Source organism: Allobosea sp. (assembly GCF_017308015.1).
In the GTDB taxonomy this organism is placed as follows: domain Bacteria; phylum Pseudomonadota; class Alphaproteobacteria; order Rhizobiales; family Beijerinckiaceae; genus Allobosea.
Genome location: NZ_JAFKFW010000007.1, coordinates 1 through 17,029, shown reverse-complemented (window position 1 = coordinate 17,029; position 17,029 = coordinate 1). Strand labels below are relative to the sequence as shown.

The following is a 17,029-nucleotide window of genomic DNA, read 5'->3' as shown; positions in this document are numbered from 1 at the left end:
TCACAATCGTGATCGTAGCCGGCAGAATCGCCTTGTCAATAACTCATCGACGATTTATCGATAAAACGTCGATGTAACTGATCGCCGGGTTGGCGGGGGAGGGCGTCCGATGTCGGCGGCTCATTGGGACTTCTGGATCGATCGCGGCGGCACCTTTACCGACGTGATCGGCCGCGATCCGGCTGGCAATCTCCATGCCAGAAAGATGCTTTCCGAAAATCCGGGCGCCTACCGCGATGCGGCCGTGCAAGGCATCCGCGAGCATCTCGGGCTGAAGGCGGGCGAGCCGATCCCGACCGGGACCGTCGGCGAGGTGCGCATGGGCACGACGGTCGCGACCAACGCGCTGCTGGAGCGCAAGGGCGACCGCACGCTTCTGGTGACGACCAGGGGTTTCCGCGATGCGCTGCGCATTGGCTATCAGGCGCGGCCTGACATCTTCGCCAAGCAGATCGTCATGCCCGAGCAACTCTACGAGGATGTCGTCGAGGTCGAGGAGCGCGTGCTGGCCGACGGGACCGTCGAGCGCGCGCCCGACGAAGCGGCGATCCGCGACGCTCTGCAGGCGCAATACGATGCCGGCTTCCGTGCCGTCGCGATCGTCTTCATGCATGGGTATCGCTACACGGCACATGAGCAGGTCGCTGCCCGGATCGCGCGCGATATCGGTTTTCCGCAGGTCTCGGTGAGCCACGAGGTCTCGCCGCTGGTGAAGCTGGTCGGGCGCGGCGACACCGCCGTGGTCGATGCCTATCTTTCGCCCATCCTCGGCCGCTATGTGCAGCAGGTTTCCGAGGAACTCGACGTCGCCCGGACCGGCGCGCGATTGATGTTCATGATGTCGTCGGGCGGGCTCACCGCGGCCGAGCTGTTCCAGGGCAAGGATGCGATTCTGTCCGGCCCGGCCGGCGGTGTCGTCGGTCTGGCCGAGACCGGTCGCTCGGCCGGGTTCGACAAGGTGATCGGCTTCGACATGGGCGGGACCTCGACCGATGTCGCGCATTTCGACGGCGAGTATGAGCGCGCCTTCGAGACCGAGGTCGCCGGCGTGCGCATGCGCGCGCCGATGATGCTGATCCACACGGTCGCGGCCGGCGGTGGCTCGATCCTGCATTTCGATGGGCGCCGCTTCCGCGTTGGGCCGGATTCGGCCGGCGCCAATCCGGGCCCGGCCGCCTATCGCCGCGGCGGGCCGCTTGCGGTGACCGACGCGAACGTCATGGTCGGCAAGCTGATTCCGTCCCATTTCCCGGCGATCTTCGGGCCTAACCAGGACGAGCCGCTCGACGTCGGCATCGTCCGCAACAAGTTCGCGGTGCTGGCGGCCGAGGTCGGCGACGGGCGCTCGCCCGAAGAGGTCGCCGACGGCTTCATCCAGATCGCCGTCGCCAACATGGCCGAGGCGATCAAGAAGATCTCGGTTCAGCGCGGCTATGACATCACCCGCTATGTGCTGAACTCCTTCGGCGGCGCCGGCGGCCAGCATGCCTGTCTCGTGGCGGACGCGCTCGGCATCAAGACCGTGCTGCTGCACCCGTTCTCCGGCCTGCTCTCGGCCTATGGCATGGGGCTTGCCGAAATCCGTTCGACCCGCACATCGGCGCTGGATGTCGCGCTCGACGGCGACGCCAAGGCCGCGATCGAGGCCGTCGCCGCGAAGCTTGCCGCCGATGCAAAAGCGGAGGTCGCCGGCCAGGGTGTTGCCGAGGGCGATATCGCGATCCATGTGCGCGCCCATATCCGCTATTCCGGCACTGACACGGCGATTGCCGTGCCTGCCGGCACGCGCGCCGCGATGCAGGAGGCCTTCCAGACCGCGCACAAGGCGCGCTTCGGCTTCATGGACGAGACCAAGGCGCTGGTCGTCGAAGCGGTCGAGGTCGAGGCTGTCGGCGGCGGCGCGAAGTTCGAGGAGGCCGCGGCTTCCGAGCAGGCTGGCGAGCCGATTGCTGCCGAGCGCACCCGCTTCTTCGCCAAGGGCCAGTGGCATGACGCAGCGATCGTCCGGCGCGAGGCGATGACGCCCGGCCAGAGCGTCGCCGGCCCGGCCATCATCATCGAGCCGAACCAGACCGTCGTCGTCGAGGAGGGCTGGAGCGCAAGATTGACCGCGCGCGACCATCTCGTGCTCGTCCGCGTCAAGGCGCTGGTGCAGCAGGCAGCGATCGGCACCAAGGCCGACCCGGTGATGCTCGAGATCTTCAACAACCTGTTCATGTCGATCGCCGAGCAGATGGGCGTGACGCTGCAGAACACCGCTTATTCCGTGAATATCAAGGAGCGGCTCGACTTCTCCTGCGCGGTCTTCGACCAGACCGGCGCGCTCGTCGCCAACGCGCCGCATATGCCGGTGCATCTCGGCTCGATGGACCGTTCGGTCGAGACGGTGATCGCCAACAACCCGGTCATCAGGCCGGGCGATGTCTATTGCCTCAACGCGCCCTATAATGGCGGAACGCATCTGCCCGATATCACCGTCTGCACGCCCGTCTTCGACCCCGAGGAGAAGGGCATCCTGTTCTGGGCGGCAAGCCGCGGTCACCATGCCGATGTCGGCGGCACGGCACCCGGTTCGATGTCGCCGCTGGCGACCAATATCGAGGAAGAGGGCGTCTATATCGACAATTTCAAGATCGTCGATCAGGGCCGCTTCTGCGAGGAGGAGCTGGTCAAGCTCCTGACCGGCGCGCGCTATCCCGTCCGCAACGTCGTGCAGAACGTCAATGACCTCAAGGCACAGATTGCCGCCAACGAGAAGGGCGTGGCGGAACTCAAGAAGATGATCGGCTCCTTCGGGCTCGATGTGGTGCAGGCCTATATGGGCCATGTCCAGGACAATGCGGCCGAGAGCGTGGCGCGGTTGCTCACCAAGCTGCACGATTCCGAGTTCACCTATCCGATGGACCAGGGCTGCGCGATCAAGGTGAAGATCACCATCGATCGCGAGAAGCGCGAGGCGACTGTCGACTTCACCGGCACCTCCGAGCAGCGTCCGGACAATTTCAATGCGCCGGCGCCGGTGACGCGGGCCGCGGTGCTCTACGTCTTCCGCGTCATGGTCGACGACGCGATCCCGATGAATGCCGGCTGCCTGCGCCCGATCCGGATCGTCGTGCCGGAGGGCTCGATGCTGGCGCCGCGCTATCCGGCTGCCGTCGTGGCAGGCAATGTCGAGGTGTCGCAGGCGGTGACGAACACGCTGTTCGGCGCGCTCAAGGCAATGTCCTGCTCGCAGGGCACGATGAACAATCTGACGTTCGGCAACGACCAGTATCAGTATTACGAGACGATCTGCTCGGGCTCGCCGGCCGGTCCCGGCTTCAACGGCACTTCAGGCGTGCATGTGCACATGACCAACTCGCGCCTGACCGATCCGGAGATCCTGGAGACGCGCTTCCCGGTCGTGCTGGAGGATTTCCACATCCGGAAGGGCTCGGGCGGCAAGGGCGAATGGTCGGCAGGCGACGGCACCTCGCGCACCATCCGTTTCCGCGAGACGATGGATTGCGCGATCCTCGCCTCGCATCGCCGCGTGCGGCCCTTCGGTGTCGATGGCGGCGAGGCGGGCGAACTCGGCAAGACCCTCGTACGCAGGCTCTCCGGCGCGGTCGAGGAGCTGAAGCCCTCCGATCAGACCCTGCTCCAGGCAGGGGAAGCGGTGACGGTGATCACGCCGACGGCCGGCGGATACGGCAAGGCGAGGGGCTGAGGGCGCGTGATCGCGTCATTCTAGGGCCTGCGCCCAAGCATGACGGCAGCGCGCCGACTGCTCTGGCACGCCTGCGCGAAGAGGCCTAGCTGATAGACTCCCGCAAGGAGACGGATATGCCTCAGACCTGGATGATCACCGGTGCCAATCGCGGCATCGGGCTTGCCATCACCATGGAGCTGTTGCGCCGGGGCGACCGCGTGGTGGCGGCGGCGCGCAATCCCTGGGGCGGGGCGCTCTCCGAGCTCGTAGCCGAGCATCCGGCGGCGCTGATCCCCCTCGAGCTCGACGTGACCTCCGATGGCAGCATCGCCGCGGCGAAGGAAGCCCTCGCCGGACAGCCGATCGACGTGCTCCTGAACAATGCCGGCCTCTACGGCCCGCGCGGCCGGCAGAGCGGGCTCGACGTCGATTTCGACGCCTGGCGTGAGGTCTTCGAGGTCAATGTCTACGCGCCGATCCGTGTCGCGCAGGCCTTCCTGCCGAATGTCGAGGCCGGGCAGGACCGCAAGATCGCGACGATCTCCAGCCGTATGGGCTCGCTCGCAGCCAATCCGGGCAATGCGCTGATCTATCGCTCGTCCAAGACGGCGGTGAACATGGCGATGGTCGTGTTCGGCAATGCGGTGCGCGAGCGCAATATCAGTGTGATGCTGTTCCATCCCGGCTGGGTGCAGACCGACATGGGGGGCGGCAGCGCCGACATCACGCCGGCCGAGAGCGCGAAAGGCCTGATCCGCACCATCGACGCCTCGGGCATGGCGCAGACCAACAGCTTCCGCGACTATACCGGCGAGGCGATCGCCTGGTGAGGGCGGGCGGCCTCAGCTCGCCCGCGTCGAGGCGAGCCAGAGGCCGCCGCCGACCAGGAAACCGCCGCTGAGCTTCGACAGCAGCCGGACGCGATTGCGTGACAGCAGGTGGCCGGCCTTGCCGGAGAGCAGGGCATAGGCGCTGTCGCTAAGCGCTGCGAAGACCAGCGCGGTCGCGCCCATGATCGCGATCTGGGTGGCATGGTCGCGGGTGTGGTCGAGGAATTGCGGGAAGAAGGCGCCGAAGAACAGCAGCGTCTTCGGGTTGCTGAGGGCGACCAGCGCGCCCTGCAGGAAGAAGCCGCCGCGCGGCGGCTTCGACGGGGCCGTGCCGTCAAGATCGGCGCCGGCCGAATGGAACATCCTCCAGCCCAGCCAGATCAGATAGGCGGCACCGGCCAGACGCAGCCATTCGAACCCGTGGCCGAGTGCGGCGGCAACCGAGCTCAGTCCGATGCCGGCGACGAGGACCATGATGCCGAGACCGAACTGGGTTCCTGCCACGTTGAGGAGGCCGGCGCGCGTACCGTGCTTCAGGCTGTTGGCGACGATCAGCGTGACCGTCGACCCGGGAACGATGATGATGACGATGCAGGCGACGATATAGGCGGCATAGGTTTCGAGCGACATGGCGCTGGCCTCCGGCGATGTCGCACAGTGGTCTGCCGAATTTGGCGGCCTGTCCAGATGCTTAGCCAAGTTGCGGAGGGGGGCGGACGCGATGATGCTGACGGGTTTTGACGTAACGCCGCTGACGCCCGAGCGCTGGAGCGATCTGGAGGATCTCTTCGGTCCGCAGGGACCCTGCTACGGCTGCTGGTGCAACCATTTCCGCATGCCGCAGCGGCTGCGCAAGCCCTTGCTCGGGGAGGGGGCACGACAGCTTTTCGAGGACCGGGTGAAGAAGGGGCCGCCGCCCGGCGTGCTCGCCTATGCCGAGCGCAAGCCCGTCGGCTGGCTGCAGATCGGGCCGCGTGCCGACATCCCCGAATGGAACAACCCGCGCCGCGCCTCGACGCCGCTGCCGGATGCGCCGGCCGATGATACCGGCAACTGGGCTGCGTCCTGCTTCTTCGTGAGGAGAGGCTTTCGCGGCAAGGGCGTCACCGGCGCGTTGGTCGATGGAGCCGTGATCTTCGCGCGCGAAAGCGGCGCAAGGCTGATCGAGGCCGCAGCCATGGACAACCGGGACAAGCGCAGCGCCGAGGGGCTCTATGTCGGGCCGGAAAGTGTGTTCCTGCGGGCCGGTTTCGTCGAAGTCGCCCGGCAGAAGCCGGGGCGACCGCTGCTCAGGCTGATGCTGTAGCCTACACGGGCTTCGCTCTATGCGTGGATGAAGTCGCGGATCGCCTGCAAGGCGCCGTCCCGGTCGTCGGCGACGATACCGTGGCCGCAGCCGGCGAAGCGTTTAAAGCGGACGCGCTCGGGCGGGAGGCTTGCTGCGATCTGCTCGCTGAAGACGATCGGCGTGATCGGGTCATTGTCTCCGGCCATGACGAGAACCGGACAGGAAATGTGTGCGAGCGCATCCCTGAAATCGAAGCGGCCATGCTCCTTATCGGGGCCGTTGAAGTGGACGCCGGTGTCATTGCGCGTGATGGCGCGGGCAAGCCATGATCCGTCATCCGCGTGGTTGCGAGGTGCGTAAAGCGGGACACAGACCTTCCGGTAAACCGCCCGGGTCGTATCGGAGGGGGCCGACAAGTACCCTCGGGCCGCCTCTTCCGCTTCTGCGCCACCGAGCCGCTCGAAAGCGGCGTAGACCTCCTGAAAATCGAACCTTGCGGCCGTACTGATCAGAATGAGCTTTGCGGCGTGGCCCGGATGGCGGGTCGCATAGGCCTGGGCCACGAAGCCGCCGAAGGAGGTTCCCAGGACGATCGGATTCTCGATGCCGAGCGTGTCGCAGAGAGTCCTGACATCGTCGCCCCATTGGTCGAGCCTCCAGCGATCGGTCGGGCCGTTCTCGCTGCGCCCGCAGCCACGGTGATCGAAATAGACGATCTGGGCGATGTCGCTCAAAGCCGAGAAGATGGGCTTGTACATGCTGTGGTCGAAGCCGGGCCCTCCATGAAGCAGGACGAGTGTCGGCTTTTCGCGCATCCGCGGCCCGTCCGGGACCAGCCCGGCTCCCTCGATATCGACGTAGAGGCGAACGCCGTTCACGGTGACGTGCATGGTTCTCGTATCCCGGCGTTCAGCTCTTCAGGCTGTCGAGGAAGGCGCTCAGCCGGTCTAGCGCCTGCTTTCCTTCAGGCCTGCCGAAGTCGAACTGATATTCATGCGGCAGCTTCGGCTCGAGCTCGGGCGGGAAGAACAGCGTATCGACCCTGACGCCGCGGTCGCGCAGGGCCTGCGCCATCACGACTGATTGCGGCGCCAGCGGATCGCCGTTGCCGACCGAGATGAAGCTCGGCGGAAAGGCTTCCGTGACATAGCGCGGCACCGCAGCCTGCGTGATCTGCTCGCTGTCGAGGGGGTTCGAGGTGCCGAAATAGGCGAGGAGCACGGAGCGGATGAAGGCGCCGAAGCGGCCGGTCAGCTCGAACGCCGTGGGGTCGAAGACGCCGCAGAACAGGGCGGTGCCCCGCAGGTTCGCGGGCGCCATGGCAGGCTTCAAGCCGAGCGGTTCGGCATAGTCGGTGCCGGTCAGGCCGGCGGCGAGCTGGGCTGCGATATGCGCGCCGGCCGAATCGCCCGCCAGAACGATGCGGGCGGGATCGACCCCGAGTCTCTGTCCTTCGCGCTGCAGGAAGCCGAGCGCGGCATTGGCCTGCAGCACCGGCATCGGATAGCGGGCTGTGGGCGCGCGCGTATAGCCGATGGCGACTGCGGCGAAGCCGCGCCCGGCGAGGATCCTGAGATAGGGCGCGACATCCTCGCGGTCCCCGGCGACAAAGGCGCCACCATGGATCCAGACGATGGTCGGGCGCCCCGCTTCGACGCGGCCGCCCGGCGGCAGATAGACGTCGAGCCGCTCGTCCTCAGTGCTGCCATAGCGGATATCGCGCTGCTCGCGAATGCCGAAGGGGATGTGGCTCGCAAGCGCGGCCGTTGTCTTGGAGGCACCGTAGCCGAAGGCGAGCCGCGTCAGCAGCGCCGAAGGCCAGGGTGACAGAACGAAGGCCGCGTAGCCCGCAAAGGCAAGCGCAAGGCAGAACAGGAGGATTCGTTTGGCGCGTCGTCTCATGGCGCGAAGCTAGGCTGGCCCGCGATCCCTCGCAATCTCGACGATAACCGTTCCGCGAGGCGGTGCTACTGATCGTTATGTACCCGGCTAAGATATTGATTTTATTGCGTCATTGCGCTTCGTGTTAACCTTGCGTTCGTCCGCGTCTGCCAAATGGACGGCGACTACGAGACCGAGGCAGCGATGCAGCGACTGGGACTGACGGCCAAGATCATGATTTTCTTCGCCTTGCTGGCTGTCGCCGGGGCGCTGGGACTAGCGAGTGCGTTGCGCGGTTTCGACGAGGCGCGGCGCATCGATGCTGCCGCGTTCTCGGATATCAGGCTCGCCGGCAGTGCCTCGCTTTTATCCAGCCGGATCGCAGCCGCAGCGCTGCTCAGCCGGGTCGACACGGACAGCTCTCCGGAGGAGATCGAAGCGATGATCGGCAAGCTCGACGCGGCCATCGAACTCGTCGATGCGGCGCGAGCGCATTTGATCTCCGCTCTGCCGGCAAGCCTGCGCGAGGCGAATCCGACGCTCGATGCGCGGATCAAGACCTTCATCGCCTTCCAGCATGGCATCGTCGATATCGGCCAGCGGATCTCGGCCAAGGCCGCCTTGCTGGAGGCGGGCGCCGCCGATGCACGCGCCAATGTCGACGAGATCGTCGCGACGACCGCCGCTTTGCGCGATGAGCTCGCGCGGCGGGCCGGCGAGACTTCCATCCGCGCGGGCGCACGGGCGGAGGCCGTTCGCGTGCGGACGATCTTTTTCGCGGTGTTCCTGCCGCTGGGCGGTGGGCTTCTGGCGCTGCTGATGCTGCGCAGCCAGTTGACGCGCCCCTTGCGCAATCTGATGGAGGCGATCCGGCAGGCCGTGGCGTCCGACCGTGTGATCGACGTCCCTCATCGTGACAGGGCTGACGAGATCGGCCAGCTCGCGCGCGTCGTGCGCCAGCTCAGTGAAGTGCGAACGACATTGGTGACGCGCGAAAGCGAGGCCGATGATGCACGGCGCTTGGAGCAGCTTCGCAATGCCGAGCTCGCCGGAATTGCCGATGAGTTCGAGGCGCGGCTCGGTGTCCTGCTCGGCGAGATCGGCCGGGCCAGCGAGACGCTCCGCATGGCGCTTCAGGACGCCGCTGTCCGCGTCCACCAGATCTCGCGGAGCACCGAAACGGCGGCCGCTTCCGTCGATGGGGCGGGGATCGATGCGCGACGCTCCAGCGAGGCGGCGCTGCGGCTGGATTTTGTCGTCAGCCAGATCAACACAGAAGTCCGGCGGGTTTCGGAAATGGCGACCGAGGCGACCCGCGAGGCTGCCGGCACCCATGCGCTGGTGACGCGCCTGACCGAAAACGCCGCCCAGATCCGCGATGTCGTCGGGATTATCGATGCGGTGGCGCGCCAGACCAACCTGCTTGCGCTCAATGCGACGATCGAGGCCGCGCGGGCGGGTGCCCATGGTCGCGGCTTTGCTGTGGTCGCCGCCGAGGTGAAGACGCTCGCCAACCAGGCATCTGACGCGGCCGGGCGGATCGTCAGCCGGATCGCGCAGGTCGACGAGGCCCTGTTCCATGCCGCCGAAGCTGTGTCGGCGATCGGCGCCAGCGTCGCGGCGGTCGAACAGACCGGGACCGAGATCGCGACGATGGTGGGGTCGCATGTCGAACTACTGGGTTCGCTCGGCGAGACCGTGGCGCGCATTTCCGATGTGACCGGCACGGCTGCGCTGGCGATGGGCGAGATAGCGGCCGCCAATCTCCAGACTGTCGGCCAGGCCGATACCGGTGCGGCAAGCGCCAGGGAACTCGACCGGCGGATCAATGCGCTGCAGGCGGAAGCCACGGCTTTCGTCCGGCGTCTGCGCGCAGCCTGAGCGCTTTCGGCGAGGGGCCGGGCTTGCTTCGAGGGCCGACTCGGCCCCATCTGCGCCATGCCCTTTTCGATGATGGCCCCGCAATGAGCTGGTCGCCCCAGCAGGATATGGCTTTGACCGCCGTGGCGCGCTGGCTGCAGGGCGGCGAGCCGCAGCTTTTCCGCATGTTCGGCTATGCCGGAACCGGCAAGACGACGCTGGCGCGCCATATCGCCGAGGCGGTCGACGGTGATGTCGTCTTTGCCGCCTATACCGGCAAGGCCGCGCTCGTGCTGCGCAACAAAGGGTGTCATGGCGCGCAGACGATCCATTCGCTGATCTACCGTTCGCGCGGCGTCGACGAAGAGAGCCCGATCTTCGCGCTGAACCGCGACAGCGCCGCAGCCAAGGCGAAGCTCATCATCATCGACGAATGCTCGATGGTCGACGAGGAACTGGGCCGGGACCTGCTTTCCTTCGGCACGCCGGTTCTGGTGCTGGGCGACCCGGCGCAGCTTCCGCCGGTCAAGGGTGGCGGCTTCTTCACCGAGCAGGAGCCGGACGTCATGCTGACCGAAGTCCATCGGCAGGCGGCCGACAACCCGATCGTGCGGATGTCGATGATCGTGCGCGAGGGCGGACAGCTCGAGCTGGGCGACTACGGCCCGAGCCGGGTGATCCGGCGCAATGAAATCAATCCCGAGATCGTCATGGGCGCCGATCAGGTCCTGGTCGGCATGAACAAGACGCGGCGCAACTACAATGCCCGCATCCGCCAGTTGATGGGCCGCACGGACAACAGTCCCGTTGCCGGCGAGAAGCTGGTCTGCCTGCGCAACGACAAGAGCAAGGGGCTGCTCAACGGCGGCTCCTGGATCGTGCAGGAGATCAAGACCTCGAAGAAAGGGCTCGTCACCATGCGCGTCACGCCGGAGGACGACGTTGGCGGCAAGGCGGTCAAGGTTTCGGTGATGCCGAATTTCTTCGATGGCACCGAGGAGGAGGTGCCGTGGGAGCTGCGCAAGCATACCGACGAGTTCACCTTCGGCTATGCGCTGACCGTGCATAAGTCGCAGGGCTCGCAATGGGACGACGTCGTGCTCTTCGACGAGAGCTTCGCCTTTCGCGAGCATCGCGCCCGCTGGCTCTATACCGGCCTGACGCGCGCGGCCGAGGCGATCACGGTGGTAGTCTAGGGGCTGGCGCGAAAGGAAGCGATCATGGCGAGGGACGAGGCTCAGGACGAAACGGCTTCCCGACTGATCGACGCGAAGATCGAGACACTCGTCGATTGGCGCGGCGCGACGCTCTCGCGGATGCGGACGCTGATCCGCGAGGCCGATCCCGACGTGGTCGAGGAGGTCAAGTGGCGCGGCGTGCCGGTCTGGTCCCATGGTGGGATCATCTGCACGGGCGAGACCTACAAGAGCGTGGTCAAGCTGACCTTCATGAAAGGGGCCGCGCTGCCCGATCCCGCCGGCTTGTTCAATTCGAGCCTCGAGGGCAATGCCCGCCGCGCCATCGATGTCGGCGAGGGCGAGACGATCGACGCCGACGCCTTCAAGGCCCTGATCAGGGAGGCGGTCGCCCTCAACATCGCGCGCTCGAAGCCGCGCTGAGACGCCTCGCCCGCACATTGCCGATTTGTCATGAAACCCAACGGCTTTTCGCCATAGTCGACGCCGATCCTCGTTCCTGCGACCAGCGGAGACCTTGCAGATGGCAGGATCGGGTGAGCTGACGGCGGGAGCGGTGGCGCTGCAGCGCTTCGGACTCGGACCAAAGCCTGGCCAGGGCGAGGTCTTCCGGGCGCAGATCCGCGAGAAGCTTCTGGCCGAGATCGCGGCGGGTGGCGTCGCGCAGCCGGCGGGCGTGCCGTTCTCCGGCACCGTCGAGATCGGCAAGGCTCTCTTCGCTTTCGAGGATCAGGAGAAGCGGGAGCGCGAGGCGCGCCGCATCGCTTCTGCGACGCATGCCCAAGCCTCGCAGCAAGGCTCGCCGCAGGCCATGGAGATGGTGGGCGCAGCACCCCAGGCACAACCGGCAGGTCCGCAGAACCAGATGGCTCCCGCGAAGCCTCCGAACGAGCCGGCCTTGCCCTACCGGACCTATCGCGACGAGGTGAAGTCGCGGGTCGATCTCGCGCTTGCTGCCGAGACCGGCTTTAGTGAGCGACTGGTGATGTTCTGGTCGAACCATTTCTGCATCGGTGCGACCAAGAGCACGATCGGGCGGATCATGGCCGGTGCCTATGAGCGCGAGGCGATCCGCCCGCATGTATTCGGCCGGTTCGAGGACATGCTGATCGCGGCGGAAAGCCACCCGGCCATGCTCGATTTTCTCGACAACCGCCAGTCGATCGGCCCGAATTCGCCGGCTGGCCGCCGGCAGGGCCGCGGGCTCAACGAGAATCTCGCGCGCGAGATCATGGAGCTGCACACGCTCGGCGTCTCCGGCGGCTACAGCCAGGGGGACGTCACCAATCTCGCGCGCATCCTTACGGGATGGACGATGGCGGGGCGCGATGGGCGGCTGGGTTTCCCGGGCTCCTTCATCTTCAATCCCGGCCAGCATGAGCCGGGGGTGACGCCTCTGCTCGGCCGGGACTATGCCCAGCCGGATCTGGCGCAGGGTGTCGCGGCGCTGACCGATCTCGCCCGTCAACCTGCGACCGCACATTTCATCGCGACCAAGCTCGTGCGGCATTTCGTGGCCGACGATCCGACGCCGCCACTCGTCGAAGCGCTGGCCGCGACCTTTCGAGACAGCGGCGGCGACCTCGGGGCGGTCTATCGGGCGTTGATCGGCAACGACGCCGCGTGGATGGCGCCGGCCACAAAGATCCGGTCGCCGCAGGAATTCATGCTGGCCTCCTATCGCGCGCTCGGCCGCAAGCCGGATTTCGGCCAGATCATCGGCCCGGTCGGCGTGATGGGGCAGCCCTTCTGGCAACCTTCCGGCCCGAACGGATATGCCGACAGCAATGCCGCCTGGGGTTCGGCCGAGGGGCTCAAGACGCGCGTCGACGTCGCAGCAGGCTGGGGACGGCAGGCGGCAGGCTCGGTCGCCGATCCGCGCGTGCTCGCCGATGACATCCTCGGACCGTTGCTCTCGCCGGAGACGAAGCAGGCGGTGGCGCGGGCCGAGAGCAAGCCGCAGGCGATCGCGCTCTTGCTGATGTCGCCCGAATTCCAGCGGAGGTGACGATGATGGCTCCTCACGACGACGATGATTGCGAACGGATGACGCCGTCGCGCCGCGCCGTGCTCGGTGCGGCTGGTGCGCTCTTCGCCTGGTCCTTCGTGCCGAAATTCGCCTATGCGGCGGCGGGCGCACGCGATCCGCGCTTTGTGCTGGTCATCCTGCGCGGTGCGCTCGACGGGCTCTCGGCCGTGCCGCCGATCGGCGACCCCGATTATGCGGGCCTGCGCGAGGGTATCGCGCTCGCCAAGGACGGGCCGGATGCGGCGCTGTCGCTCGACGGGTTCTTCTACCTGCATCCGGCCATGCCGAACCTGGCGCGGCTCTATAAGCAGGGGCAGGCAACGATCGTCCATGCCGCGGCGACGGGTTATCGCGAGCGCTCGCATTTCGACGGGCAGGATGTCCTTGAAAGCGGCCAGCCCGGAACGGGACACACGCAGAGCGGCTGGCTCAACCGGTTGCTCGCCAGTTTGCCGGCCGGGGAGGGCGTATCGCGCAAGGGCGTGCTCGGCGTCGGCGTCGTCCCGCCGCTGGTGGTGCGCGGCGATGCGCCGGTGCTGGGCTGGGCACCGCCGCGGATGGCGCGCGCCGGCAGCGACCTGACGATGCGGCTCGCCGATCTCTATGGCCAGCGCGATCCGGCTTTGGCGCGGGCGCTGGCAGAGGCGATCGAAACGGAAGGGGTGGCGCAAAGGCGCGGCATGGCCGGCGAGCAGAAGGGCGGCGGTGGGCCTGACACGGCCGATGGCATGCGTCGCATCGCGGAAGGTGCTGCCGGGCTCGTCGGCGCCGATGATGGGCCGCGCATCGCTGCTTTGGCTTTCGAGGGTTGGGACACCCACGCCAACGAGGGCGGGGCCAAGGGCCGTCTCGCCAATCTGCTCGGCGGGCTCGACGGAGCGTTCGCCGCCTTCGAGCAGGGCTTGGCGCCGGTCTGGAAGGATACCGTGGTGATGGTCGCGACCGAATTCGGCCGGACGGCTGCGGTGAACGGCACGGTCGGGACCGACCACGGCACCGGCACGGTCGCCTTCCTGGTCGGAGGCGGGGTGAAGGGTGGCCGGGTGGTTGCCGATTGGCCCGGCCTGAAGCCCGAGCAGCTCTACCAGAACCGCGACCTGAAGCCGACGACGGATATCCGCGCCGTGGCCAAGGGGGTGGTATCGGAGTTGTTCGGCCTGTCTGGGCCAGTGCTGGCCGAGAAGGTGTTTCCGGAGACGGGCGGGCTTAGGCCGGTGCAGGGGTTGGTGGTTTAGCGCTGCCCGTCATGCTCGCCCTTGTGGCGAGCATCCACGTCTTGCGCGTCGGCTGGGAGCAAGCGGCCTCAAGACGTGGATGGTCGGGACAAGGGCGACCATGACGCGGATGCGAAGCTGCCCGGCCTCAAGACCAGGCACGCTGCTTCAGCTTTTCCTCGTAGGCGTCGATCTTCGTGCCCTTCTCCATGGTCAGGCCGATATCGTCGAGGCCGTTCAGCAGGCAGTGCTTGCGGAACGGGTCGATCTCGAACCTGATTTCGCCGCCGTCCGGGCCTTTGATCGTCTGGTTCTGGAGGTCGATCGTCAGCGTCGCGTTGGAGCCGCGCTCGGCGTCGTCGAACAGCATGTCGAGCTGCTCGGGCGTGACCTTGATCGGCAGGATGCCGTTCTTGAAGCAGTTATTGTAGAAGATGTCGGCGAAGCTGGTGGAGATCACGCAGCGGATGCCGAAATCGAGCAGCGCCCAGGGGGCATGCTCACGCGACGAGCCGCAGCCGAAATTGTCGCCGGCGACCAGGATTTCGGCCTTGCGATAGGCCGGCTGGTTCAGGACGAAATCGGGGTTCTCCGAGCCATCGTCCTTGTAGCGCATCTCCGAGAACAGCGCGGTGCCGAGGCCCGTGCGCTTGATCGTCTTCAGATACTGCTTGGGGATGATCATGTCGGTATCGACATTGACCACCTTCATGGGGGCGGGCGTCGAGGTCAGCGTGGTGAAGGGCTGCATGGTGTATGTCCTTGCTTCTGGCCGGGGTCAGCCGGCCGCCTGTTCGATGGCTTCCATGTCCTCGTCGGAGAAGCCGAAATGGTGGCCGATCTCGTGGACCATCACATGGGTGACGATCGAGCCGAGGCTTTCGTCATGTTCGGCCCAGTAGTCGAGGATCGGACGGCGATAGAGGTGGATGGTGTTGGGCATCTGGCCGGTCTGCGGGGCATAACCCTGCTGGGGCAGGCCGACGCCGCTGAACAGGCCGAGCAGGTCGAACGGGCTTTCCGCCTCCAGCTCCTTCAGCACGTCGTCCTCGGGAAACTCGGTGACGTTGAAGATCACGTCCGAGCAGAGCGCGCGGAACTCCTCCGGCAGGCGATCGAAGGCCGCCTGAGCCAGGACCTCGAATGCCTCCTGGGACGGCGCCTTCACGCCGTCCCAGTCGATCTCCGTCGATTTCACGACCCTGGCGTCCACGGCCTTGCCCATCACCAGATTTTCAGTTGGTAGCCGAGCCACCAGGCCAGCACGATGACGCCGACGAGCGAGAGGGAACGGCCGATGCGCCGGCCCCAGAGCTCGACCTTGTCGCCCTCGGGCGCGTCGGCGCCCGAGAAATGATCGGCCGCCCGGCCCATCGAGGAGCCGAGCAGGCTTTCGCTGTCACGCTTGACCCGGTCCAGCGCCGCTTTCGATTCGGCGGCGCGGGCGGCTTCGCGGGGATCGTTCGACATGGTCAGCTCCCCGCCTGTCCGCCTCAGCCCAGCGTACGGACGTCGACGAAGCGGCCGGTGAGGGCCGCCGCCGCCGCCATCGCCGGCGAGACGAGGTGGGTGCGGCCGCGATAGCCCTGGCGACCTTCGAAGTTGCGGTTCGAGGTCGAGGCGGCACGCTGGCCGGGCTTGAGCTGGTCGGGGTTCATGCCCAGGCACATCGAGCAGCCGGGCTCGCGCCATTCGAAGCCGGCGGCGATGAAGATCTTGTCGAGACCTTCGGCCTCGGCCTGCTCCTTCACCAGGCCGGAGCCGGGGACGATCATGCCGTAGTCGAGGCTCTCATGGAGCTTCTTGCCCTCGACGATCTTCGCGACGGTGCGCAGGTCCTCGATGCGGCCATTGGTGCAGGAGCCGATCCAGATCACGTCGAGCGGGATGTCGGTGATCTTGGTGCCGGCGGTCAGGCCCATATATTCGAGTGCGCGCTTCTTCGACGCGCGCTTGACCTCGTCGGCGATCAGCTCCGGATCGGGCACCGCGCCGAGCACCGAAATCACGTCCTCAGGGCTGGTGCCCCAGGAAACGATCGGCGGAAGGTTGGCGGCGTCGAGGCGGACGACGCGGTCGAAATGCGCACCCTCGTCGGAGCGCAGCGTCTCCCAGTAGCGGACGGCGGCGTCCCAGGCGGCGCCCTGCGGCGCCTTCGGGCGGCCCTTCAGGTAGCTGAAGGCCTTCTCGTCCGGCGCGACCATGCCGGCGCGGGCGCCGCCCTCGATCGACATGTTGCAGACCGTCATGCGGCCTTCCATGGTCAGGCCGCGGATCGCCTCGCCGGCATATTCGATGACGGAGCCGGTGCCGCCGGCGGTGCCGATCTCGCCGATGATCGCGAGCGTGATGTCCTTGGCGCCGACGCCGGGAGCAGGCGTGCCCTCCACCTGGACGAGCATGTTCATCGCCTTCTTCTGGATCAGCGTCTGGGTGGCGAGGACATGCTCGACCTCGGAGGTACCGATGCCATGCGCGAGCGCGCCGAAGGCGCCATGCGTCGAGGTGTGCGAGTCGCCGCAGACGATCGTGGTACCGGGCAGGGTGAAGCCCTGCTCGGGGCCGACGATGTGGACGATGCCCTGACGCTTGTCGAGCTCGTTGAAATACTCGACGCCGAATTCGCGGGCGTTCTTGGCGAGCGCCTCCACCTGGATGCGGCTTTCCTCTTCGGCGATGCCCTTGGTGCGGTCGGTCGTCGGGATGTTGTGGTCGACGACGGCCAGCGTCTTCTCGGGCGCACGGACCTTGCGGCCGGTCATGCGCAGACCCTCGAAGGCCTGCGGGCTGGTCACCTCATGGACGAGGTGGCGGTCGATATAGAGCAGGCAAGTGCCGTCATCCTGCCGGTCGACGACATGGTCGTCGAAAATCTTGTCATAGAGCGTCTGGGGACCCTTGGTCGCAGTCATGGCTTGTTCTCGGTCTGCGGAAATCTGCGGGAAATCATGTACCGGCTTGCTTTGGGCCGGCACGCAAAAACGGTTCGCCTGAGACCGGCCGCGCAAAGGCGGCCGGTCTCAGGCGCCGGTAAGGCCTG

The 17,029-nt window shown here is 66.7% G+C and carries 15 protein-coding genes; 8 read left to right on the top strand and 7 right to left on the bottom strand.

Annotated features, from left to right (window positions below):
- Positions 1–109: 109 nt before the first annotated feature.
- Both J0I42_RS07880 and J0I42_RS07875 read left to right on the top strand, forming a co-directional pair.
- The gene (locus tag J0I42_RS07880) at positions 110–3,709 is read left to right on the top strand and encodes a hydantoinase B/oxoprolinase family protein (RefSeq protein ID WP_291654279.1); all 3,600 of its coding nucleotides are present in this window, start codon (positions 110–112) and stop codon (positions 3,707–3,709) included.
- Between the two features lie 116 nt (positions 3,710–3,825).
- Entirely contained in the window at positions 3,826–4,521 is a 696-nt protein-coding gene (locus J0I42_RS07875) for an SDR family oxidoreductase (protein WP_291654278.1), read from the top strand.
- Positions 4,522–4,533: 12 nt separating this feature from the next.
- Here J0I42_RS07875 and J0I42_RS07870 read toward each other — a convergent pair whose 3' ends face one another.
- Complete coding sequence (locus J0I42_RS07870; protein WP_291654277.1) at positions 4,534–5,151, bottom strand: LysE family translocator; 618 nt, start codon at positions 5,149–5,151, stop codon at positions 4,534–4,536.
- A gap of 94 nt (positions 5,152–5,245) precedes the next feature.
- Here J0I42_RS07870 and J0I42_RS07865 point away from each other — a divergent pair, with 94 nt between their 5' ends.
- Positions 5,246–5,827, top strand: coding sequence for a GNAT family N-acetyltransferase (locus tag J0I42_RS07865; protein WP_291654276.1), 582 nt, complete (start codon positions 5,246–5,248; stop codon positions 5,825–5,827).
- Positions 5,828–5,844: 17 nt separating this feature from the next.
- Here the strand turns inward: J0I42_RS07865 and J0I42_RS07860 are convergent, their stop codons facing one another.
- Positions 5,845–6,699, bottom strand: a complete 855-nt coding sequence (locus J0I42_RS07860; RefSeq protein ID WP_291654275.1) for an alpha/beta fold hydrolase — start codon at positions 6,697–6,699, stop codon at positions 5,845–5,847.
- A gap of 19 nt (positions 6,700–6,718) precedes the next feature.
- Positions 6,719–7,711, bottom strand: coding sequence for an alpha/beta hydrolase (locus J0I42_RS07855; protein WP_291654274.1), 993 nt, complete (start codon positions 7,709–7,711; stop codon positions 6,719–6,721).
- A gap of 153 nt (positions 7,712–7,864) precedes the next feature.
- On the opposite strand from J0I42_RS07855, the gene J0I42_RS07850 reads away from it, so the two are divergent.
- The 5 genes from J0I42_RS07850 to J0I42_RS07830 all read left to right on the top strand — a co-directional run bounded on the left by J0I42_RS07850 (position 7,865) and on the right by J0I42_RS07830 (position 14,010).
- Entirely contained in the window at positions 7,865–9,571 is a 1,707-nt protein-coding gene (locus J0I42_RS07850; protein ID WP_291654273.1) for a methyl-accepting chemotaxis protein, read from the top strand.
- Positions 9,572–9,654: 83 nt separating this feature from the next.
- Positions 9,655–10,746, top strand: a complete 1,092-nt coding sequence (locus tag J0I42_RS07845; RefSeq protein WP_291654272.1) for an ATP-dependent DNA helicase — start codon at positions 9,655–9,657, stop codon at positions 10,744–10,746.
- A gap of 24 nt (positions 10,747–10,770) precedes the next feature.
- Positions 10,771–11,169 (top strand): DUF1801 domain-containing protein, encoded by a 399-nt coding sequence (locus J0I42_RS07840; protein ID WP_291654271.1) that lies wholly within the window; start codon positions 10,771–10,773, stop codon positions 11,167–11,169.
- Between the two features lie 100 nt (positions 11,170–11,269).
- Positions 11,270–12,754, top strand: a complete 1,485-nt coding sequence (locus J0I42_RS07835) for a DUF1800 domain-containing protein (protein WP_291654270.1) — start codon at positions 11,270–11,272, stop codon at positions 12,752–12,754.
- Positions 12,755–12,756: 2 nt separating this feature from the next.
- A complete protein-coding gene (locus J0I42_RS07830; RefSeq protein ID WP_291654269.1) occupies positions 12,757–14,010 on the top strand; it encodes a DUF1501 domain-containing protein in 1,254 nt (417 codons plus the stop codon).
- A 127-nt stretch (positions 14,011–14,137) separates the two neighbouring features.
- Here the strand turns inward: J0I42_RS07830 and leuD are convergent, their stop codons facing one another.
- From leuD to leuC, 4 genes are read right to left on the bottom strand one after another with little or no spacing between them, the layout of a single operon-like run.
- Positions 14,138–14,740, bottom strand: coding sequence for a 3-isopropylmalate dehydratase small subunit (gene leuD / locus J0I42_RS07825; RefSeq protein WP_291654268.1), 603 nt, complete (start codon positions 14,738–14,740; stop codon positions 14,138–14,140).
- A gap of 27 nt (positions 14,741–14,767) precedes the next feature.
- The gene (locus tag J0I42_RS07820; protein ID WP_291654267.1) at positions 14,768–15,214 is read right to left on the bottom strand and encodes a metallopeptidase family protein; all 447 of its coding nucleotides are present in this window, start codon (positions 15,212–15,214) and stop codon (positions 14,768–14,770) included.
- Complete coding sequence (locus tag J0I42_RS07815; RefSeq protein WP_291654266.1) at positions 15,214–15,459, bottom strand: hypothetical protein; 246 nt, start codon at positions 15,457–15,459, stop codon at positions 15,214–15,216. Before J0I42_RS07815 ends, J0I42_RS07820 begins: the two co-directional genes overlap by 1 nt.
- A gap of 23 nt (positions 15,460–15,482) precedes the next feature.
- Positions 15,483–16,901 carry a 3-isopropylmalate dehydratase large subunit gene (gene leuC / locus J0I42_RS07810; RefSeq protein ID WP_291654265.1) on the bottom strand — a complete coding sequence of 473 codons (1,419 nt, stop codon included), beginning with the start codon at positions 16,899–16,901 and terminating at the stop codon, positions 15,483–15,485.
- Positions 16,902–17,029 lie beyond the last annotated feature (128 nt).

Coding starts and splice junctions, on each gene's coding strand:
- J0I42_RS07855 (WP_291654274.1), bottom strand. CDS start 7,711: ATGAGACGACGCGCCAAACGAATCCTCCTGTTCTGCCTTGCGCTTGCC.
- J0I42_RS07870 (WP_291654277.1), bottom strand. CDS start 5,151: ATGTCGCTCGAAACCTATGCCGCCTATATCGTCGCCTGCATCGTCATC.
- J0I42_RS07845 (WP_291654272.1), top strand. CDS start 9,655: ATGAGCTGGTCGCCCCAGCAGGATATGGCTTTGACCGCCGTGGCGCGC.
- J0I42_RS07830 (WP_291654269.1), top strand. CDS start 12,757: ATGATGGCTCCTCACGACGACGATGATTGCGAACGGATGACGCCGTCG.
- J0I42_RS07835 (WP_291654270.1), top strand. CDS start 11,270: ATGGCAGGATCGGGTGAGCTGACGGCGGGAGCGGTGGCGCTGCAGCGC.
- leuD (WP_291654268.1), bottom strand. CDS start 14,740: ATGCAGCCCTTCACCACGCTGACCTCGACGCCCGCCCCCATGAAGGTG.
- J0I42_RS07880 (WP_291654279.1), top strand. CDS start 110: ATGTCGGCGGCTCATTGGGACTTCTGGATCGATCGCGGCGGCACCTTT.
- leuC (WP_291654265.1), bottom strand. CDS start 16,901: ATGACTGCGACCAAGGGTCCCCAGACGCTCTATGACAAGATTTTCGAC.
- J0I42_RS07815 (WP_291654266.1), bottom strand. CDS start 15,459: ATGTCGAACGATCCCCGCGAAGCCGCCCGCGCCGCCGAATCGAAAGCG.
- J0I42_RS07840 (WP_291654271.1), top strand. CDS start 10,771: ATGGCGAGGGACGAGGCTCAGGACGAAACGGCTTCCCGACTGATCGAC.
- J0I42_RS07850 (WP_291654273.1), top strand. CDS start 7,865: ATGGACGGCGACTACGAGACCGAGGCAGCGATGCAGCGACTGGGACTG.
- J0I42_RS07860 (WP_291654275.1), bottom strand. CDS start 6,699: ATGCACGTCACCGTGAACGGCGTTCGCCTCTACGTCGATATCGAGGGA.
- J0I42_RS07875 (WP_291654278.1), top strand. CDS start 3,826: ATGCCTCAGACCTGGATGATCACCGGTGCCAATCGCGGCATCGGGCTT.
- J0I42_RS07865 (WP_291654276.1), top strand. CDS start 5,246: ATGCTGACGGGTTTTGACGTAACGCCGCTGACGCCCGAGCGCTGGAGC.
- J0I42_RS07820 (WP_291654267.1), bottom strand. CDS start 15,214: ATGGGCAAGGCCGTGGACGCCAGGGTCGTGAAATCGACGGAGATCGAC.